Consider the following 18,024-nt stretch of genomic DNA (forward strand, 5'->3'; position numbering starts at 1 on the left):
TGACCTACCCCACCTCGCCGTATACCGCCCGTTCCCCCACCCAGCGCCGGATCAGGGCGTCGGCAGCATCGGGGTCGTCGCTCAGCAGGGTGTCGGCCGCCCGCGGCAGGGCGGGCACCAGGGCGCGATCCCGACCCAGGTCGGCGATGCGCATCTGCTCGAGGCCCGTCTGCCTTGTCCCTAGGACTTCCCCGGGACCACGCAGTTCCAGGTCCACCTGGGCGATGCGGAAGCCGTCATTGGTCTCCCGCATGGCGGCGATGCGCCGCTTCGCCTTGTCCCCGAGCGGAGGGTGATACAGCAGAACGCAGGCCGACTTGCGGCTGCCCCGCCCCACCCGGCCGCGGAGCTGATGGAGCTGGGCCAGCCCCATGCGCTCGGCATGCTCGATGACCATGAGGGTGGCGTTGGGCACATCCACGCCCACCTCGATCACCGGAGTGGCCACCAGCAGGTGGGTCCCCCCGTCCTTGAAGGCGGTCATGGCGGCCTCCTTCTCCTCCGGCGACATGCGGCCGTGGATCAGGCCCACCTCCAGCTCGGGGAAGGCCGCCTGCAGCCGCTCGTGGGTGGCGGTGGCCGCCTCCAGCTGCAGCATCTCGCTCTCGTCCACCAGCGGGCATACCCAGTAGGCCTGCTGGCCCCCGGCCACAGCATCCCGGATCCGGGCCTCCACCTCGTCGCGCCGGGCATCGGAGATGCCCACCGTATCCACGGGCTGCCGGCCCGGGGGAAGCTCGTCGATGACGCTGCCCTCCAGATCCGCGAAGGCCGTCATGGCCAGGGTGCGGGGAATGGGCGTGGCGGTCATGATCAGAAGGTGGGGATCACGGCCCTTCTCCTTGAGGGCCATGCGCTGATGGACCCCGAAGCGGTGCTGCTCGTCGATCACCACCAGGCCGAGCTCCGCGAAGCGCACCTCCTTCTGGAAGAGCGCGTGGGTGCCCACCACCACCCGCGCCGCGCCGTTGGCGATGGCGTCGGCCTCGGCGCGGCGCTCGCGCTCGGGCAGACTGCCCGCCAGCCAGTGCACCGTAAGCCCCATGGGCTCCAGCCATTCCTTGAGCGTGGCGCCGTGCTGCTCGGCCAGGATCTCGGTGGGCGCCATGAGGGCGGCCTGGTAGCCGGACTCCACCGCCTGCAGGATGGCCAGGGCGGCCACTACGGTCTTCCCCGAGCCCACATCGCCCTGTATAAGGCGCTGCATGGGCCGGTCCCCGGCCAGATCGGCCCGCACCTCGTCCCATGCACGCCGCTGGGCCCCGGTAAGCTCGAAGGGCAGGGCCTCCCGCAGGCCCTCGGTGAGGCTGCCGGTGCCCGTCAGGGCCGGCGCCCGCGCCTGTCTGCGCTGCTGCCCCACCTTGCGGAGCGCCAGATGGTGGGCCAGCAGCTCCTCGAAGACGAGCCGCTCCTGGGCGGGCGTGCGGAAAGCCAGGAGCGCCTCCACGTCCGCCTCGGCGTCAGGCCGATGGACGGCCTCCAGCGCGTCCGGAAGGGCGGGCCAGCCATGCTCCGCCCGTAGGGTCTCGGGCAGGTGCTCGGGCAGCCGGGAGCGATTCCGCGTCAGGGCCTGGGCGATCCAGGAGCGCAGCCGTCCCTGGGTCAGGCCCTCGGTCAGGGGATAGACGGGCGTGAGGTGACTGGGCGGATCGGGCGGGGCCTCGCCGCTCGCCTCGATCTCCGGGTGGACCATCTCCAGCCCGACACTCCCGCGCCGGACAGTACCGAAGGCCCATACCCCCCGGCCCGGCTGCAGGGTCCGCTTCAAATAATCCCGCACCTGGAAGAAGCGCAGGGTCAAGAACCCCGAGCCGTCCTCGATGCGCACCACGAACATGGGCCTGCGGCGCCCCACCACCTCGGCGGCACGCACCACGCCCTGACAACCGGCCTCCTGCTCGGGGGCCAGGCTCCCCATGGCGACGACCCGCGTCCGGTCCTGATAGCGGTACGGCAAATGGAAGAGCAGGGAATGCTGGGTGGTGATGCCGAGCCGCTCCAGGCGCTCCGCCATGCGCGGCCCCAGACCGGAGAGCTCCGTCAGGGAGCGGCCGGGGCGCTGTTCGGTCATGACCGACGCCTCGCCCGAACCGGGCGGGCACGTTCACTGGAAGGATAGCCGGCGGTCATAGACAAATTCTGCCCACCCCGTGGCGCAAAAGGCAAAATATGCTAAACTTTTTTATTTTATGGCTTAAGCAAGTGGGGAGCCACCATGGCGAAGCGTTGTGAGATCTGCGGGAAGGGGCCGGGCACGGGCAATAACGTCAGCCATGCCCACAACAAGACCCGGCGACGCTACCTTCCCAACCTGCACAAGGTTCGTGCTGTCGTGGAAGGCGGCATCAAGCGCCTGCATGTCTGCACCGAATGCATCCGGAGCGGTCGGATCAAGAAGCCTGCCTGATCCGCCACGTCCCGGAAAGGGCCGCATACCGAAAACGCCGATCCCTCGGGATCGGCGTTTTTGCGGGCGGCCGGCTTATTCCCCTTCCGCCGAGACGTGCATGATGGCCTCCATCTCCACCTCGGCACCTTTGGGCAGAGCGGCCACACCCACGGCGGCGCGGGCCGGATACGGCTCGAGGAAATACTCGTCGAGCACTTCGTTGACCACCTCGAACTTGGAAAGGTCGGTCATGAAGACGGTCACCTTCACCACCTCGCAGAGCGTGCCTCCGGCCGCGCTCACCACCGCCTCGATATTGGTGAGCACTTGCTCGACCTGCCGCCGGAAATCCCCGTCCACCAGCTCCATGGTCATGGGATCAAGCGGAATCTGCCCGGAGATGAAGACCAGGTCGCCCGCCCGCACGGCCTGAGAGTACGGGCCAATGGCCTGCGGCGCGGCATCGGTGTGATAGTTCTCGCGAAAGTACATACTCTCTTCCTCGCTCAGCCCTTTTTGCGCACGATTCGCTCAACGGCGCTCAATCCCCGCATGATTCGCATGAGATGCGCCAGATGGTCCCGCCCCTCCACTTCCAGGGTGAGGGATATGGTCTTGTGCACGCCGTCCCGGTCCTCCACCAGAACGTTGTCGATATTGGCCCCGTCCTCGGCGATGGCTGACGCAAGGCTGGCCAGAACGCCCTTGGTGTTCTGCACCACGGCCTGAATGGCCACCGTGAACACGCCCCGGGTCTCCGGGGCCCACTCCACTTCCACCCATTTCTCGGGATGGTGGGCGAGCTCGTGGAGGTTGGGACAGTCCTTGCGATGCACCATGACGCCGCGGCCCACGGAGATAAAGCCGACGATGGTGTCTCGGGGGATAGGGTAGCAGCACCGGGCCAGGTTGGCGACGATGCCCTCCATGCCCCGCACCAGCACGTTGCTATTGCCCCATTCCAGGGTTTCCGCCTCCTCCCCGCCCACGCGGCTGGCGGCCCGGACCTCGCGGTCCAGGTAGCCGGGGAACAAGTGCTGGACCACGGCGGGTGCCAGCACCGTGCCCCGACCGATGGCCTCGAAGAGCGCCTCCTGGGCGCTCAGGTGGAAGTGCTCGGCGGTCTCGCGGAGGGCATTGTCCGGAACCTCCGAGAAGGGCACGCCCACGCCCTCCATGGTGCGCTCCAGCATGGCGCGGCCCAGGGCCACGGACTTCTCCCGCTGCTGGGTCTTCAGGAAATGCCGTACCGCGGAGCGGGCCTTGCCGGTCACCACGAAGTGCAGCCAGGAGCTGTTGGGCTGGTGGTCGGGGTCGGTGAGAATCTCCACCCGGTCACCGTTGCGCAGCGGGGTGCGCAGGCTGCTGATGCGGCCGTTGACCCGGGCGCCTACGCACTGGTGACCGATCTCGGTATGCACGGCATAGGCGAAGTCCACCGGCGTGGCCCAGCGCGGCAGGCGCATGATCTCGCCCTTGGGCGAGAACACGTAGACCTCGTCGGGAAAGAGGTCCACCTTGACGTGCTCCAGGAACTCCGCCGAGTCGCCGGCCTCCTGCTGGATCTGGAGGAGCTGCTGGAGCCAGGCGTAGCTCTGCTCCAGCCTGCGCCGGTCGGGCGGCGCGACACCCTTCTCCTTGTACTGCCAGTGGGCGGCCACCCCCGCCTCGGCCACCTCGTGCATCTCCCGGGTGCGGATCTGGAACTCCATGACCCCACCGAAGGGGTTGACCACCACCGTGTGCAGGGACTGGTAGCCGTTGGCCTTGGGAATGGCAATGTAGTCCTTGAACCGGCCCGGGATGGGCTTGAACAGGTTATGCACCCGGCCCAGCACCTGGTAGCAGGTGGGCACATCCTCCACCAGGATGCGGAAGGCGTAGATGTCCTGGACTTCCTCAAAGGAAAGGCCCTTCACCTGCATCTTGCGGTAGATGCTGTACAGGTGCTTTTCCCGGCCAATCACGTCGGCGTCGAGCCCGGCCTCCTGGAGGTCGTTGGAGATGGCCACCTCGATGCGGTCGGTGATGTGGGCCCGATTGCCGCGCTCCTTGCGCACCTGCTCGGACAGCACCCGGTAGCGGACCGGATTGAGGTACTTGAAGGAGAGGTCCTCGAGCTCGTTCTTGATGCGGTTCAGGCCCAACCGGCTGGCGATGGGCGCAAAGATGTCCAGGGTCTCGCGGCTCACCCGGCGGCATTTGTTCTCGGAGAGGTAGCCGAGCGTCCGCATGTTGTGCAGGCGGTCCGCCAGCTTGATGATGATGACCCGCAGATCCTGGGACATGGCCAGGAGCATCTTGCGGAAATTCTCCGCCTGGGCCTCCTCCCGGGTCTCGAAGTGGACCTGCCCCAGCTTGGTGACGCCGTCCACCAGCATGGCCACCTCTTCCCCGAACTGGCGCTGGATCTGCTCGAAGGTGGCGGGGGTATCCTCCACGGCGTCGTGGAGCAGAGCCGCGGCCAGGCAGCAGGCGTCCATGTGGAAGCCCGCCAGGATGCGGGCCACCTCTATGGGATGGGTGATATACGGCTCGCCGGAGGCGCGCTGCTGCCCCTCGTGAACGGCGGCAGCCAACAGATAGGCGCGATGGATGAGATCGACGTCTTCCGCGGGCAGGTAGGCCTGGGCGGCCTCGATGAGCTCGTTAATGCGAAGCACGGCGGGCAGGTACCGCTGGGTTCGGTGGGAGAGGCCCCCGGCGGTTCGGACCGCCGGGGGCGGGGAAGGTCAGGAGCCCTCCTCGCCGGAAGACTCGTCTGCCTCGCCCGATTCACCCTCCGGCGCTCCTTCGCCGTCTCCCGCGGAGAGCTCGGGCTCCTCGGGGGCCGTTTCCGGGTGGTCTTCCTCGACCACGCCGGCCTCGTCGGCGCCCGGGGCGGGGGCTTCCTGCTGGGTACCGGTGGCCATGCCGGAGCTCAGCGCCTCGGCGGCCTCGGCCACGGAGGACTCGCCGCGCATGGCCTCGCCGCCGTCCGGCAGGTGCACCCCTTCCATCTCCTGGTCAATGCGGTCCAAAAACTCCATGTTGATCTGGCCGGAGGCGATCTCGCGCAGGGCCAGCACGGTAGCGTCGTCCTCCTCGGACTGGACGAGCGGCGTGGCGCCGTGACTCAGCTGCCGTGCCCGCCGGCCGGCGATCAGCGAGAGATGGAAACGGTTGCGATTGGGAATCTGGTCCAGACAGTCTTCAACGGTTATACGCGCCATGAGCTCCTTGCCCTCTTCCGGAAATGGTCGCGGAAGAACCTGACGGGAAACCTTTTAGCCTACCGTTACCCTGAGGTTTCGTCAATTTTCCCCATGAGCCGGTCGGCGAACACGCCCAATACCTCGCGCCGGTGCTCCAGCCGGCAGCGCTCGCCCAGCACCACGGCCACGAGGCGCTCCAGCGCCTCCTCGAACACGTCGTTGACGATCACGTAATCGTACTCGTCGTAGTGGCTGATCTCCGCCTCCGCATCGCGCATGCGGCGCTCGATGACCGTCACGTCGTCCTGGCCCCGCCCTTCCAGGCGCTGGCGCAGGGTTTGCCGGGAGGGCGGCAGGATGAACACACTCACCGCGTCGGATACGCGCTCGCGGATCTGCCGGGCACCCTGCCAGTCGATCTCGAGCACCACGTCATTGCCCTCGGCGCGCTCCGCCTCCACCGCCGCCCGGCTGGTGCCGTAAGAGCGGTCGAAGACCCGGGCGTGCTCCAGAAAGGCGCCTTCCTCCACGAGCCGCTCGAATCCGGCCTCGTCCACGAAATGGTAGTCCACCCCGTCCTGCTCCCCCGGGCGGGGCGGCCGAGTGGTATGGCTTACCGAGGCCACCACGTGGTCGAGGCGCTCCAGCAGGGCCCGGTACAGGGAGGTCTTGCCGGCCCCGGAGGGGGCGGAAAGGATGATCAGCAGTCCCGGCTGGCGGGGTAGATCGGCGGAGTGTGCGGGCATTGCGGTCTCTCCTTGGCGCTTACTCGATGTTCTGCGCCTGCTCGCGCAGCTGCTCCACCAGAACCTTGAGATCCACCACGGTCTGGCTGATGGCGGCATCGGGCGACTTGGAGCCAATGGTATTGGCCTCGCGGTTCATCTCCTGCATGAGGAAATCCAGCCGCCGGCCCACGGCGCCGCCCTCCTCCAGGACCCGGCGGACCTCCGCGGTATGGGTGGCCAGCCGGTCCAGCTCCTCGTCCACGTCCGCCCGCTGCACCTGCATGACCACCTCTTGCTCCAGCCGGTCGGGATCCACCCGCTCGCGAAGCTCGCCGAGGCGTTCTTCCAGCCGGCTCCGGAAGGCTTCCCGGACCTGCGGCAGACGCTCCTCGATCCGGGCAAGGCCCGCATCCACGCCGTCAAGCCGCTCGTGCAAGGCATCGGAAAGGGCCTGGCCCTCGCGGGCGCGGGCCTCCACCAGCCCCTCCAGGGCGCTATCCAGGGCCTCCCGGAGGCGCCGCTGCGCCTCATCGGCATCCAGGGTGGCGGTGACCACCACGCCGGGCCATTTCATGATCTCCGCGGTGGAAAGCTCCCCGGTGGTGCCCAGCTCGCGTTCCGCCTCCCGGCCCAGGTCCGCCAGGGAGCGGGCCAGCTCCTGATCGAGGCGCAGCCGCCCGCCTCCGCCGCCGTTCTCGGTCAGCCGCAGGGTAGCGTCCAGCTTGCCCCGCTGCAGGACCCCGCGGGCCCGCTCGCGGACCGGCGTCTCCAGGGCCCTGTAGCCGTCGGGCAGGCGCGGATTCACCTCAAGATAGCGGTGATTGACGGTACGCAGCTCCCAGACGGCCTGCTGGGATCCCAGGTCCGCTTCGCTGCGGGCGAAGGCGGTCATGCTTCGGATCATGGAGGAACCTCTGATGAACGACAGCCAGATTCGCGGTTGCCACGGCGGGCGCGGGCCCTATACTACCTGCTATAGCGCTCTGGACGAAGACACGACCTGTTCGCCCGCTACTTGCTAGCATGGGCGCCGGCCGCGGACAGGCCCGACGGAAACGGATTGCCCAATGCGCTCCAGTGGACGCCCCGCCGACGCCATGCGCAACGTGCGCTTCGAGCGGCGATACATCAAGCACGCCGAGGGCTCGGTGCTGGTAAGCTTCGGCGATACCCGGGTGCTCTGCAATGCCAGTGTTATGGACCGGGTCCCTCCCTGGCTGGTTCAGGGAAAGAGCGGCTGGGTCCATGCCGAGTACGCCATGCTGCCCCGCGCCACCCACCAGCGGAGTCCGCGGGAGTCCCTGCGCGGCCAGGTGGGCGGCCGAACCCACGAGATACAGCGCCTGATCGCCCGCTCCCTGCGCGCAGCGGTGGACCTGCGCACCCTGGGCAAGCGCCAGATCGTCGTGGATTGCGACGTGCTGCAGGCCGACGGCGGCACGCGGACCGCGGCTATCACCGGGGGCTTCCTGGCGCTGCGCGACGCCGTGGACACCCTGCTCGCCGACGGCACCCTCTCCCGAGACCCGGTGCGCCACCAGGTGGCCTCGGTGTCCGCCGGTATCGTGGACGGCGAGGCGGTCCTGGACCTGGACTACGACGAGGATTCCTCGGCGGACGTGGACATGAATTTCGTCCTGGTGGAGGACGGCCGCTTCGTGGAGGTGCAGGGCACCGGCGAGGCCACGCCCTTCAGCCAGGAGCAGATGGACGCCATGCGTACCCTAGCGGAACAGGGCGCACGCCGGCTCTTCGATGCCCAGCGTGCCGCTCTGGAGGAGGAACCGGTCGGTTGAGCCCTTTTTCCATCGGGCAGGCGGCTGCCCGGCCCGTGGCAGTTTTCGCGCTCCTGCTCCTCATGGCGGCCTGCGCCACACTGGAGCCCCCCAAGGAAAAGCCCCGCGAGCCGGGTGTCGGCCCCATGGTGCCCTGGTCGAAGGTCCCGGGCTGGAAGGCGGGCAGCCAGGCCGAAGCCTGGCCCGCCCTGCTCGCCACCTGCGAGCGCCTCGGCAGCACGCCCGACTGGCGGGCCATCTGCGACGAGGCGGAGCTCTATCCGAACCCCAGTGACGCCCAGGCGCGCTTCTTCATGCGCACGCGCTTCACGCCGCACCGCATGGTGGGGGGCGGAGACGACGACCGGGGCCTGATCACCGGCTACTACGTGCCCCTGCTGAACGGCAGCTTCGAGCCCACCGAGCGCTACCGGTACCCGCTCTACGAGCCCCCCGAGGATCTGCTGCACATCAACCTGGGCGCCCGCTTCGTGCGGCTCGCCGGCGAGCGGGTCCGCGGCCGCCTCAACGGGAATCAGGAGGTGGTGCCCTACTACGACCGCGCCCGGATCGAGAGCGACGCCCAACCCCTGTCCGGTAACGAGCTGCTCTGGGTGGACAACCGCATCGACCGGTTCTTCCTGCACATCCAGGGCTCCGGCCGAATCCGGCTACCCGACGGCGAGGTGGTCAAGGTGGGCTACGCGGACCAGAACGGGCGCCGTTACGTCTCCATTGGCAAGGTCCTGATCGACCGCGGCGACCTCACCAGCGAAGAGGTCTCCCTGCCCGCCATCCGGTCGTGGCTCCACAGCCATCCGGGCCGGGTCCGCCCCCTGTTGAACGAGAACCCCAGCTACGTCTTCTTCGCCCTGCGCGAAACGAACCTCGGCGGCCCGCTGGGCTCTCTCGGCGTGCCGCTGACGCCGCGCCGCTCTTTGGCCGTGGACCCGGACCACATTCCCCTCGGATCCCCCGTATGGATGACCACTAAGCTGCCGGCCCCCGACCACAGCGACGAGCAGCGGCCCTATCGCCGTTTGACCTTCGCCCAGGACACCGGCGGGGCGATTAACGGGGCCGTGCGGGCGGACCTTTTCACCGGGCAGGGTGTCCCAGGAGAATGGCTTGCCGGGCGCATGAAGGACGACGGGCGGCTCTACCTGTTCCGGCCCGCCTGGAAGTACAAGCCCGCCGGGACGCAGGTGGCCGGGGAGCCGGCACCGGACGGCTCCGGCTAGGATATACGGAACCATGGGAGCAACGATGCAAGAAGTGGTTGTCGCCACGGGGAACGCCGGCAAGCTGGGCGAGCTCAACGAGCTGCTGGCGCCCCTGGGCTGGCGGGCTCGTCCGCAGGGCGATTTCGGAGTGGAGGGCCCGGAGGAGACCGGCCTGACCTTCGTCGAGAACGCCCTCCTCAAGGCCCGGCACGCGGCAAGGGAGACCGGCCTGCCTGCCCTGGCCGACGACTCGGGGCTGGCGGTGGCGGCGCTGGACGGCGCCCCCGGCATCTACTCCAGCCGCTACGCCGGGGCCGGCGCTTCCGACGCCGACAATCTGGACATGCTGCTGACCACCCTCGGTGATACCCCGGAGGAAGCGCGGAACGCCTTCTTCTACTGCACCCTGGTGCTGCTGCACGGCGCCGAGGACCCCTGCCCACTGATCGCCGAGGGGCGCTGGCCGGGCCGCATCACCCGGGAGCCCGCCGGAGCCGGGGGCTTCGGCTACGACCCGGTCTTCCTCGTGCCGGAGCGCGGGGTGACCGCCGCTCAGCTGGATCCCGAGGAAAAATCCCGCCTTTCCCACCGCGGCCGGGCCATGCAAGCCCTGCGCGAACGCCTCACGGAGGAGGGGCGCGGTTGACCCCGCCGCGCCCCGCGGACGTGCCGCTGGGCATCTACGTGCACGTCCCCTTCTGCCTGAAGAAGTGCCCCTACTGCGACTTCAACTCGCATGCCCGGGAAGGGGCCCTCCCCGAATCCGCCTACCTGGAGGCGCTGCGGACCGAGCTGCGCCGCCGCGCCCCCTTGGCCGGGACCCGGCGGGCGGGGAGCGTGTTCTTCGGCGGCGGCACCCCCTCCCTCTTCGGGGGCGGCTTCTACGCCGCGATCCTGGAGGAGCTGGAGCGCTTCGTGGGCCTCGCCGACGACTGCGAGATCACCCTGGAGGCCAACCCGGGCGCCAGCGAGGCGGATCGCTTCGCGGCCTTCCGCGCCGCCGGTATCAACCGGCTGAGCGTTGGCGTGCAATCCCTGGATGACGACTCCCTGAAACGCCTGGGGCGCGTCCATTCCGCCGACGAGGCCCGCCGGGCGGTGGCCGCGGCCCGCGAGGCCGGCTTCGACAACCTCAACCTCGATCTCATGTTCGGCCTTCCCGGGCAAACCCCCGAGGGTGCCGTGGCCGACCTGGCGGGCTTACTGGCCCTGGCGCCCGAGCACATCGCGCTCTACCAGCTCACCATCGAGCCCAACACGGTCTTCTCCGCCCGGCCACCCGCACTGCCCGAGGACGATACGGTGGCCGACACCGAGATCGCCCTGCGAGACCGGCTGGCGGAGGCCGGCTTCCGGCACTACGAGACCTCCAATCACGCCCTGCCGGGCCGGGCCTGCCGGCACAACCGCAACTACTGGGAGTTCGGCGATTACCTGGGCCTGGGCGCCGGGGCCCACGGCAAGCTCACCACCGGCGACGGCATCCTGCGTACCCGCAATTTCGCCGGACCGGAGGCCTACATGCGTGCTGCGGCGGACGGCGACCCCGCCGTGGAGCGCCACCAGCCGGAAGCCGCCGACCTGCCCGGGGAATTCGCCCTGAACGTCCTTCGGCTCAACGATGGCGTCCCAACGCGGCTGTTCCCGGAGCGCACCGGTCTGCCCGCCGACCATCTGGCGGCTCCCCGCGCCGAGGCGGAGCGCCTCGGCCTGCTCCATCCCGACCCGGCCCACCTGGCGCCCACGGAGCGAGGTCGGACCTTCCTCAATGACCTCATCGGGCTGTTTCTGGAATAACCAGCAGCCCCTCCCGGTCCGTGCTATGGCAGCTTGTACAGTATCCCCCTGGGCCAGGAGCACTGGAATGCGCGTCTTCGTCTACGGCACCCTGAAGCCCGGCCACGCCAACTGGCGGCGCCTCTTACAGGGCCGCGTGGGAAGGTGGCGGGCCGGCAAGATCGAGGGGCGGCTTTTCGATCTTTCCCTGGGGTTTCCCGCCGCCGTTACCGGATCGGGCTGGGTGCACGGCTATATCCTGCACCTGACCGAGCCGCTGCTCGCCCTGGTGGACGACCTGGAGGGCTTCTCCCCCGGGCGCCCCCCTGCGCGCAACAACTACAACCGCCGGCAAGTGCCCGGCTTCACGCCGCAGGGGGCGCCGCTGGGGCGCGTTCACGCCTATTTCATGGAGCCGGACAAGGTGGAACGGCTGGGGGGAACGGAGCTACCGGGCGGGGTCTGGCGGCCGCTGACGGAATAGGCCGGACGGCGGGCCCGCCCTTCCGGCAAGGGGGGCTCAGAGGCGCCGATAGTGCAGGTCGTAGACCTCGTGGCCGCGCTGTTCGCCGCGCTCCTCGAACTTGGTGGGCGGGCGGTCCGGGCAGCGCGGGGCAAAGGCGCCTGGCCCGTGGATGTTCGCGTAGCGGGGGTGCGCCTCCATGACCTCCACCATCCATTGGGCGTAATCCGCCCAGTCGGTGGCCAGGAAGAGGTCCGCGCCGGGGGCCAGACGCTCCGCCAGTAGGTCCAGGAAAGGCGCCTGGATCAGGCGTCGCTTCTTGTGGCGCTCCTTGGACCAGGGGTCGGGGAAGAAGATATAGCAGGCCGCTAGGCTTCCGTCGGGCACCTGGTCGGCGAGGAAATCCACCGCATCCACGAGGCCCACGCGGACGTTGTCCAGCCCTTCCGCCTCCAGGGAGAGCAGGAGCTTGCCCACGCCCGGCGGATAGACGTCGAGCCCCACCCAGTTCCAGTTGGGGTGCCTACCGGCCATGCCCACCAGCGCCTCGCCACCGCCGATGCCGATCTCCAGGGCCACCGGGGCCTCGCGGCCGAACAGCGCCGGCCAGTCAGCGACACGCGGCGCTTCCGGAACGGCGAACCGGGGGAGCAGCTCCTCCAGGGCGCGCTGCTGGCCCTTGGTCAGGCGCCCCTTGCGCAGGACATAGCTGCGGATGGCGCGCTCCGGCCGCTGGTGCTGGGAAGGATGATCCGACATGGGCTCCCGCGTTCAAGAGGTAGAGACAGGGTGATCCACCCTACCAGAAAACGGAAACGCCAAGGATGCCAAGGGGAACGGGCCATGTCGGAGAAAGCGTGCGCGATTGGCCGCCTTCTTGGCTCCTCGGGGCCCTGGCCGTTTCCCCGTTCCCGGGGCTGCGGCTCTACAGCCTTCCCTCTTCCCGCAGGCTGCACCGAACAGCGGCTTCCAGATCCGTGTGGACGGGCTCCCAGCCCAGCTCCCCGCCGGCCCGGCGGATGCTGCAGCGGCGGGATTCCTCCAGGAAGGAAAGGCGCATGGCGGAGAGCTCCCGGTAGGCCGTCTCGGGGCTGACGGGCGGCGGGAGGGGGACGCCGAGCACGGCGGCCACCGCCTCCAGCAGGGCCCCCTGGCGACGGTCCACGCCGTCACAGGCGTTATAGGCCCGGTTGGGACGCCCCTGGCGCAGGGCGGCCAGCACCAGGCGCACCAGATCGTCCACGTGGATGGCGTTGGTAAAGCGGGGCTCCGGCCAGTCCACCCGCAAACCTTCCCCGGCCCGGATCCGCTCCACCGGGAGGCGTCCGGGGCCGTAGATGCCGGAGACCCGGAGGATCTGGACACTGGTGGCATGGCGGGCGCCGAAGGCCCGCACCTGCCGCTCGGCATCCTGTCGTCGGCGGGCACGGTCCGTACCGGGAGCCAAGGGGGTGGTCTCGGGGGTCAGGATCCCGCCCCGATTGCCGTAGACCCCGGTGGTGCTCAGATAGACGAGGCGGTCCGGCGGGTGGTGGGCCAGGCGGGCCAGAAGCCGGGCCATGCGGTAGTCACGCAGGCCCCCGCGGCCGGGCGGGAAGGCGCACACCATGGCGGACGCCGGCACCGGGAATTTCCCGCCCGAGGCGGTGTCCAGATCGAGATGGAAAGGCTCCACCCCCTCGGGCCATTCCACCACCGAGGTACGCCGTCCGGCGAACACCCGATGGCCCGCGGCGGCCAGAACCGCCGCTAGACGGGCTCCGACGTAGCCGCAGCCCGCTATGGCCACCGCGGGGTGGCGCTTTTGGGCCCTCTGTGCATGCGGTACCATTTCAGCCATCCGATTCTTTCAATCCGAGCGCGTAATAGAAAACCATTCACCGAAAAGGCAAACCGTTCTCATGGCGTATACGGTCAAGCTGGAGCCCAGCGGCAAACAGTTCGAGGTCGAGCCGGGACAGAGCATCCTGGATGCGGCCATGCACCACGGCGTCAACCTCCCCTACGGGTGCCGCAACGGAGCCTGCGGGGACTGCAAGGGGAAGCTGGTCTCGGGACAGGTGGACTACGGCCAGTACAAGCCCACCGCCATGAGCGAGGAAGAGCGCGCCCAGGGATCGGCCCTGTTCTGTCAGGCGCAGCCGCAATCCGATCTAGTGATCGAGGCCTACGAGATCGACGACGCCCGGAAGGCCGAGGTCCGGCGACTGCCGTGCCGGGTCCACGAAGCCCGCAAGCTGACCCACGACATCATGGAGGTCAGCCTCAAGCTGCCCTCCGCGGAGCGGCTGCAGTACCTGGCGGGCCAGTACATCGAGGTCATCCTGAAGGACGGTCGGCGACGGGCCTTCTCCATCGCCAACACGCCCCTGCACGACGAGCTCCTGACCGTGCACATCCGCTACGTCCCCGGCGGCGAGTTCACCGAGCACGTCTTCGAGCACCTCAAGCCCAAGGAGATCTGGAACTTCGAGGGGCCGCTGGGCGATTTCTATCTGCGCGACAGCGACCGGCCGGCGATCCTGGTGGCCGGCGGTACCGGACTCGGCCCCATCAAGGCCATTCTGGAGACCGCCTTCGAGGAGGGCGTGGAGCGCGACTTCCACCTGTTCTTCGGCGTCCGCGCCCAGCGCGACCTCTATCTCACCGAGCTCCTCGACCAGTGGCAGCAGGAGCATGCCAATTTCCGGTGGACGCCCGCCCTCTCCGATCCCACCGAGGAGGACACCCACTGGACCGGCGACACGGGCTACATCCACGACGTGCTGCCGCGGTACTACGGGGATCTCTCCGGGCACGAGGGCTACCTTGCCGGACCGCCGCCCATGGTGGACGCCGCCAGCGAGACCCTGAAGCAGCTGGGCGTGGACAAGGACCGGCTCTTCTCCGACGCCTTCACCTACTCCACGGAATAGCCAGCGGAGCCCGCCGGCTCGACGCCGGGCCGGCTCCCTGCCGCTCAGGCCTTGCCGTTACCGCCGTTCATGCCCGGCTCCGGCGCCGGTAGCACCGGGATTCGTCCCTCCAGCGCGGTCAGGCTCCGGCGGCAGCAAGCCAGGGCCTGGTCCGGTTTCTCCCGCTCCTGATAGAGATGCGCCAGACGCAGCAGGATCTCCGCCGGCAGGTCCTCCTGGGACGAGGCCTCCTCCAGATACTGATCCGCCTTGCCCCACAGGCGGGCGGCGATGGCGAGCTGGGCGAGCACGGTGAGCAGGTGCGGGTCCCGCGGATGGTCCGAGAGCCAGCGCTCCAGGCGCTGGAGCAGCTCCTGCGCCGCCCCGGGTGCCTGGGGCAGCGCCAGATAGAGGTCCACCAGCTCGCCCCGCCAGTGCCGCTTGAGGCCCTGCTCCAGAGCACGCTCCGCTTCCTGGCCGCGATCCTCGCTCAGCAGGTATCGGATCCACGGCCCCATCAGCCGCGAATCCGCCCGCTCCTCCCGGCTCGCCTCCTTCCAGAGGCGCTCCACTGTCACCCCGTTACCGGCGAGGCGGGCCTGCTCCAGACGTCTGGCCCGGGCCTCCTGCAGCTCCTCCGCGGCATCGCCCTCCGACAGGATCCCGGCTTTCCGGGCCCTGGGCACCAGCCGCATCAAAGCCTCCCAGTCCTCCACCTGGCGATAGAGCACCAGCAACCGGCGCAGGAGCTGCCGGTTCTCGGGCTCCTGCTCCTCCAGACTGGATAGCAGCGCCAGGGCATGCTCGGCCCGGCCGGCATCCATCTCGATCTCCGCGCGCAGCAGGGTGGCGGCCGGATCGTCGCTTAGAGCGTCATTCTGGGCCTTGGCCAGGAATTCCTCGGCGGCGGCATCCTCCCCCGCCTGATGCGCGGCGCGGGCCGCCCCCACGTAGAAGGCCGCCGGTGCCTCCGCCTGCCGGCCTCCCCGAGCCAGCAGCTTGCGCGCCCGCTCGGCCTGCCCCCGTTCCAGGGCCAGCGTACCCTCCTCCAGGAAGGTCAGGCTCCGCCGGCGACGCCGCTGCTTGCGGGCCTCCCGCAGCCGGGAGGGGGCATGCCAGGTGGCGCTCAGAAAGCCCCATATCTCCCAGCCGAAGGCCAGAAACAGGGCCAGCACCACGCCCACGAAGGCGGCGGTGGTCTCCAGGGTGTAATCGCCCACCTGGATCAGCACGTATCCGGGCCCTTCCCCCACCAGGGTCACCACCGCGGCGGCGACTCCGAGCACGATAAGGATCTTGATAAGGGCCCGCATTATTCGCTCCGCTCCTTGCGGACCTGGCGGAAGGTAGTGAGGGGCGCATCAACGGGCGGGAGATCCTGGGTGATATTCCGGTCGCCCAGGGACTTCAGCGAGGACAGAAAAGCCTGTACGGCACTGCTGTCCGTATCGAAGAAGCGCTGTACCCAATCCCGGGATTCCCGGAGGGACCGGTGGTATAGCTCATCGCGCTGTTGCAGGGCCGCGAGCCGGGCGGTCTGCAGATTCAGGACCAGATTGTGGCGTAGGAAAGTGGCCTTGTCCGGCGGCAACAGGGGCTCCATCTCCTTGCCGGAGCGCCGCAGCCGCACCAGGCTCTTGACGTCCTGCCAGAAGGCATTCAGGCCGGCCACGAACTGCCCCCACCAGCCCCGGGGCTCCGCCTGCTCCTCCCGGGCCGCCTGCTGCTCCTGATCGCCGAGGGGCGGCGGGCTGACTCCCTTGACGGGCAGATCCATGGCGCTTTCCGCCAGGCTGGACAGCTTGAAGGCGATGCCGGCCAGATCCGGATTATTGGCCTGCTCCAGCTTGGTCATGGACGACTGGATGGACCGCCGCACCTCCATCCAACCGGGGGCGTTCAGGTCCCGAAGGGCCTGGTCGGCGCTTTTCAGCGCCGCGTAGGCGGCTTCCGGATCTTCCTCCAGCTGGGCGATGCGCTCGGCGCTGACCAGCAAAGTCTCGATGCGCTCCAGGCGCCAATAGGTGGGCCCGCCCTCCAGCTGCGCCTGGAGGTCCTGGGTGGCGCCGCGCAGGGTCTGCAGGCTCTGGGTCATCTGCTCGATGCGGTTGCGCAGCTCTTCCTGCCGCTGGGTGAGCTGGCTCTGCGCCTGGCTGTTCTGCTCCAGGGTGCTCCGCAGCTCGCGGACCATCTGGTCCAGGTCCTGGGAGAGCTCCTGCCGGAGCCGTTCCTGCTGCTGCTCGCGATTGGCCAGGGTGGTGGCGAAATCCTCCACGCGCCGGTCCAGCTGCAGATAGAAATAGGCGCCGGCACCGCCGGCTCCCAGGGCCACGAACAGCGCCAGGCCGCCCAGCAAAAGCCCGCCGCGTCCGCCGCCCTTGTCGTTGGACGGGGGCCGCTGTCCGCCATTGTCTCCGCCGGCTTCGCCTTGCTCCTCTCCCTGTTCCCCGGTGGACGCTGCGCCCTCGGATTCCGGGCGCTCGTTGTCCTGGAGGGACTCCCCCATCCGCTCGGGCCCGGACGTCGCATCCGACCCCGGTTGCTCGTTGCTGTCCGCCATGGATACCTCTTGGTTCGTCCCGTCGCTGGAGAGCCGGCCGTCAGGCCTCCTCCCGGAGCCACCCTGCCGCATCCAGGGCGTGATAGGTAAGGATCAGATCGGCGCCCGCCCGTTTGAACCCGGTGAGCGTCTCCAGCACCACCGCGCGCTCGTCGATCCAGCCCCGCTCGGCTGCCGCCTTGATCATGCTGTATTCCCCGGAAACATTATATACCGCCACCGGCAGCTCGGTGGACTGACGCAGGCGCAGGACCACGTCCATGAACGCCAGTCCCGGCTTCACCATGACGACGTCCGCGCCTTCGGCCTCGTCCAGCTCCAGCTCCCGCAGGGCCTCCCGGCCATTGGCGGGATCCATCTGGTAGCCCCGCCGGTCGCCTTTGGACGGTGCGCTCTCGGCGGCATCCCGGAAGGGGCCGTAATAGGCGCTGGAATACTTGGCCGTGTAGGCCATCACCGGCAGCTCATGGTAGCCGTTCCCGTCCAGGGCGGCGCGGATGGCGTCCACCATGCCGTCCATCATGCCGGACGGTGCCACCATGTCGGCACCCGCCTCCGCATAACTAACCACCGCCCGGCGCAGGTTGTCGAGGGTCAGGTCGTTGTCCACCACCCCGTCCTCGCGCAGGATGCCGCAGTGGCCGTGGTCCGTGTACTCGCAGAAGCAGGCGTCAACGATCACGTAGAGGTCCGGAACCGCCTCCTTGAGCCGCGCCACCGCCTGCTGGATGACCCCTTCCGCGTGCCAGGCCTGGGTGCCCTCGGCGTCCTTTTCCGCCGGAATGCCGAACAGGATCACCCCGCCGAGCCCGGCATCCCGGGCCCGGCGCCCTTCCTCCACGATCCGCTCCAGCGGGAGCTGGAGCACCCCCGGCATGGAGGGAACGGCTCGGGCGCCGGTCTCTCCTTCCTTGACGAAAAAGGGCTGGATGAGGTCCTCGGGGCGCAGGTGGTTCTCCCGCACCATGGCCCGGATGGCCTGATTGCGCCGGAGGCGCCGGGGACGATAGCGCATGACGGTC

At 69.0% G+C, this 18,024-nt stretch carries 17 protein-coding genes and 1 pseudogene; 7 read left to right on the forward strand and 11 right to left on the reverse strand.

Annotated features, from left to right (window positions below):
- Positions 1 to 4: 4 nt before the first annotated feature.
- Positions 5 to 2,071, reverse strand: coding sequence for an ATP-dependent DNA helicase RecG (gene recG / locus ACERLL_RS06525; RefSeq protein WP_373655267.1), 2,067 nt, complete (start codon positions 2,069 to 2,071; stop codon positions 5 to 7).
- Positions 2,072 to 2,215: 144 nt separating this feature from the next.
- Here recG and rpmB point away from each other — a divergent pair, with 144 nt between their 5' ends.
- Positions 2,216 to 2,407, forward strand: a complete 192-nt coding sequence (gene rpmB / locus ACERLL_RS06530; RefSeq protein WP_373655268.1) for a 50S ribosomal protein L28 — start codon at positions 2,216 to 2,218, stop codon at positions 2,405 to 2,407.
- Positions 2,408 to 2,482: 75 nt separating this feature from the next.
- On the opposite strand, the gene ACERLL_RS06535 is transcribed toward rpmB, so the two are convergent.
- From ACERLL_RS06535 to ACERLL_RS06555, 5 genes and pseudogenes are all read right to left on the reverse strand, one after another.
- Positions 2,483 to 2,881 carry a RidA family protein gene (locus ACERLL_RS06535; protein ID WP_373655269.1) on the reverse strand — a complete coding sequence of 133 codons (399 nt, stop codon included), beginning with the start codon at positions 2,879 to 2,881 and terminating at the stop codon, positions 2,483 to 2,485.
- A 14-nt stretch (positions 2,882 to 2,895) separates the two neighbouring features.
- Entirely contained in the window at positions 2,896 to 5,052 is a 2,157-nt protein-coding gene (locus ACERLL_RS06540) for a RelA/SpoT family protein (protein WP_373655270.1), read from the reverse strand.
- A gap of 345 nt (positions 5,053 to 5,397) precedes the next feature.
- Positions 5,398 to 5,601 (reverse strand): annotated as a pseudogene (gene rpoZ / locus ACERLL_RS06545) (DNA-directed RNA polymerase subunit omega); the annotation flags it as partial.
- Positions 5,602 to 5,666: 65 nt separating this feature from the next.
- The gene (gene gmk, locus ACERLL_RS06550; protein ID WP_373655271.1) at positions 5,667 to 6,329 is read right to left on the reverse strand and encodes a guanylate kinase; all 663 of its coding nucleotides are present in this window, start codon (positions 6,327 to 6,329) and stop codon (positions 5,667 to 5,669) included.
- 19 nt (positions 6,330 to 6,348) lie between these two features.
- Positions 6,349 to 7,215 (reverse strand): YicC/YloC family endoribonuclease, encoded by an 867-nt coding sequence (locus tag ACERLL_RS06555; RefSeq protein ID WP_373655272.1) that lies wholly within the window; start codon positions 7,213 to 7,215, stop codon positions 6,349 to 6,351.
- Positions 7,216 to 7,378: 163 nt separating this feature from the next.
- Between ACERLL_RS06555 and rph the strand changes: the two genes are divergently transcribed.
- The 5 genes from rph (at position 7,379) to ACERLL_RS06580 (ending at position 11,569) form a co-directional block, all read left to right on the forward strand.
- Positions 7,379 to 8,107 (forward strand): ribonuclease PH, encoded by a 729-nt coding sequence (rph, locus tag ACERLL_RS06560; RefSeq protein WP_373655273.1) that lies wholly within the window; start codon positions 7,379 to 7,381, stop codon positions 8,105 to 8,107.
- A 35-nt stretch (positions 8,108 to 8,142) separates the two neighbouring features.
- Positions 8,143 to 9,327 carry a murein transglycosylase A gene (mltA, locus tag ACERLL_RS06565; RefSeq protein ID WP_373655274.1) on the forward strand — a complete coding sequence of 395 codons (1,185 nt, stop codon included), beginning with the start codon at positions 8,143 to 8,145 and terminating at the stop codon, positions 9,325 to 9,327.
- Positions 9,328 to 9,352: 25 nt separating this feature from the next.
- Positions 9,353 to 9,955, forward strand: coding sequence for an RdgB/HAM1 family non-canonical purine NTP pyrophosphatase (gene rdgB / locus ACERLL_RS06570; RefSeq protein WP_373655515.1), 603 nt, complete (start codon positions 9,353 to 9,355; stop codon positions 9,953 to 9,955).
- A complete protein-coding gene (hemW, locus tag ACERLL_RS06575) occupies positions 9,952 to 11,106 on the forward strand; it encodes a radical SAM family heme chaperone HemW (protein ID WP_373655275.1) in 1,155 nt (384 codons plus the stop codon). The genes rdgB and hemW overlap by 4 nt, the downstream gene beginning before the upstream one ends.
- Before the next feature lie 67 nt (positions 11,107 to 11,173).
- Positions 11,174 to 11,569 carry a gamma-glutamylcyclotransferase family protein gene (locus ACERLL_RS06580; protein WP_373655276.1) on the forward strand — a complete coding sequence of 132 codons (396 nt, stop codon included), beginning with the start codon at positions 11,174 to 11,176 and terminating at the stop codon, positions 11,567 to 11,569.
- Between the two features lie 36 nt (positions 11,570 to 11,605).
- On the opposite strand, the gene trmB is transcribed toward ACERLL_RS06580, so the two are convergent.
- On the reverse strand, positions 11,606 to 12,307 hold the full coding sequence (gene trmB / locus ACERLL_RS06585; RefSeq protein WP_373655277.1) for a tRNA (guanosine(46)-N7)-methyltransferase TrmB: 702 nt from the start codon (positions 12,305 to 12,307) through the stop codon (positions 11,606 to 11,608).
- A gap of 166 nt (positions 12,308 to 12,473) precedes the next feature.
- Positions 12,474 to 13,379 carry an NAD-dependent epimerase/dehydratase family protein gene (locus tag ACERLL_RS06590; RefSeq protein WP_373655278.1) on the reverse strand — a complete coding sequence of 302 codons (906 nt, stop codon included), beginning with the start codon at positions 13,377 to 13,379 and terminating at the stop codon, positions 12,474 to 12,476.
- 70 nt (positions 13,380 to 13,449) lie between these two features.
- Between ACERLL_RS06590 and ACERLL_RS06595 the strand changes: the two genes are divergently transcribed.
- Complete coding sequence (locus tag ACERLL_RS06595; RefSeq protein ID WP_373655279.1) at positions 13,450 to 14,463, forward strand: CDP-6-deoxy-delta-3,4-glucoseen reductase; 1,014 nt, start codon at positions 13,450 to 13,452, stop codon at positions 14,461 to 14,463.
- A gap of 44 nt (positions 14,464 to 14,507) precedes the next feature.
- Here ACERLL_RS06595 and ACERLL_RS06600 read toward each other — a convergent pair whose 3' ends face one another.
- The 3 genes from ACERLL_RS06600 to hemB are packed head-to-tail and all read right to left on the reverse strand — an operon-like array spanning position 14,508 to position 18,017.
- Positions 14,508 to 15,755, reverse strand: coding sequence for a heme biosynthesis HemY N-terminal domain-containing protein (locus ACERLL_RS06600; protein WP_373655280.1), 1,248 nt, complete (start codon positions 15,753 to 15,755; stop codon positions 14,508 to 14,510).
- Positions 15,755 to 17,002 (reverse strand): uroporphyrinogen-III C-methyltransferase, encoded by a 1,248-nt coding sequence (locus tag ACERLL_RS06605; protein ID WP_373655281.1) that lies wholly within the window; start codon positions 17,000 to 17,002, stop codon positions 15,755 to 15,757. Before ACERLL_RS06605 ends, ACERLL_RS06600 begins: the two co-directional genes overlap by 1 nt.
- A gap of 40 nt (positions 17,003 to 17,042) precedes the next feature.
- Positions 17,043 to 18,017, reverse strand: coding sequence for a porphobilinogen synthase (gene hemB, locus ACERLL_RS06610; RefSeq protein WP_373655282.1), 975 nt, complete (start codon positions 18,015 to 18,017; stop codon positions 17,043 to 17,045).
- Positions 18,018 to 18,024: the final 7 nt, after the last annotated feature.

This window comes from Thiohalorhabdus sp. Cl-TMA, from assembly GCF_041821045.1.
Classification (GTDB): Bacteria; Pseudomonadota; Gammaproteobacteria; order Thiohalorhabdales; family Thiohalorhabdaceae; genus Thiohalorhabdus; species Thiohalorhabdus methylotropha.